1 rRNA gene is annotated in these 1,779 nt (G+C 55.8%); it reads right to left on the reverse strand.

Features of this window, described 5'->3' with window-relative positions:
• Nucleotides 1-167: 167 nt before the first annotated feature.
• Nucleotides 168-1,695, reverse strand: a 16S ribosomal RNA gene (locus GD628_RS16405).
• Nucleotides 1,696-1,779: the final 84 nt, after the last annotated feature.

Consider the following 1,779-nt stretch of genomic DNA (forward strand, 5'->3'; position numbering starts at 1 on the left):
CAAAAGAGGCGTACTCACAGACCCGGAACAACCCGGACAAACCTGTTCATTGATATTCCACCCATGAGCACCCGCCGAAGAACTGACGCCTTCGAAACGGGCTTTACTCCTGGAAACCGTGCATCCAACACTGTGGAAGAACACAACGAGTTTCAGGTGCTCCTTAGAAAGGAGGTGATCCAGCCGCACCTTCCGGTACGGCTACCTTGTTACGACTTAGTCCCAATCGCCGGTCCCACCTTCGACGGCTCCCTCCCACAAGGGGTTAGGCCACCGGCTTCGGGTGTTACCAACTTTCGTGACTTGACGGGCGGTGTGTACAAGGCCCGGGAACGTATTCACCGCAGCGTTGCTGATCTGCGATTACTAGCGACTCCAACTTCATGAGGTCGAGTTGCAGACCTCAATCCGAACTGAGACCGGCTTTTTGGGATTAGCTCCACCTCACAGTATCGCAACCCTTTGTACCGGCCATTGTAGCATGCGTGAAGCCCAAGACATAAGGGGCATGATGATTTGACGTCGTCCCCACCTTCCTCCGAGTTGACCCCGGCAGTCTCCTATGAGTCCCCGGCATAACCCGCTGGCAACATAGAACGAGGGTTGCGCTCGTTGCGGGACTTAACCCAACATCTCACGACACGAGCTGACGACAACCATGCACCACCTGTAAACCGGCCACAAGTGGGGGACCTGTTTCCAGGTCTTACCGGTTCATGTCAAGCCTTGGTAAGGTTCTTCGCGTTGCATCGAATTAATCCGCATGCTCCGCCGCTTGTGCGGGCCCCCGTCAATTCCTTTGAGTTTTAGCCTTGCGGCCGTACTCCCCAGGCGGGGCACTTAATGCGTTAGCTACGGCGCGGAAAACGTGGAATGTCCCCCACACCTAGTGCCCAACGTTTACGGCATGGACTACCAGGGTATCTAATCCTGTTCGCTCCCCATGCTTTCGCTCCTCAGCGTCAGTTACAGCCCAGAGACCTGCCTTCGCCATCGGTGTTCCTCCTGATATCTGCGCATTTCACCGCTACACCAGGAATTCCAGTCTCCCCTACTGCACTCTAGTCTGCCCGTACCCACTGCAGACCCGGGGTTGAGCCCCGGGCTTTCACAGCAGACGCGACAAACCGCCTACGAGCTCTTTACGCCCAATAATTCCGGATAACGCTTGCGCCCTACGTATTACCGCGGCTGCTGGCACGTAGTTAGCCGGCGCTTCTTCTGCAGGTACCGTCACTTTCGCTTCTTCCCTGCTGAAAGAGGTTTACAACCCGAAGGCCGTCATCCCTCACGCGGCGTCGCTGCATCAGGCTTTCGCCCATTGTGCAATATTCCCCACTGCTGCCTCCCGTAGGAGTCTGGGCCGTGTCTCAGTCCCAGTGTGGCCGGTCACCCTCTCAGGCCGGCTACCCGTCGTCGCCTTGGTGGGCCATTACCCCAACCAACAAGCTGATAGGCCGCGAGTCCATCCAAAACCGCTAAAGCTTTCCACCACCATGGCATGCGCCAGGAGGTCGTATCCGGTATTAGACCCGGTTTCCCAGGCTTATCCCGAAGTTAAGGGCAGGTTACTCACGTGTTACTCACCCGTTCGCCACTAATCATTCTGTGCAAGCACAGAAGTCATCGTTCGACTTGCATGTGTTAAGCACGCCGCCAGCGTTCATCCTGAGCCAGGATCAAACTCTCCGTAAATGTTTTACAGACACACAACCGGAGCCAAGGAAAATTGGCTGCACAGTTCTGCACTAAATTCGAAACCAGCTAAAAAAACCATCC

It is taken from the genome of Arthrobacter koreensis, from assembly GCF_009193255.1.
GTDB classification, from domain to species: Bacteria; Actinomycetota; Actinomycetes; order Actinomycetales; family Micrococcaceae; genus Arthrobacter_B; species Arthrobacter_B koreensis.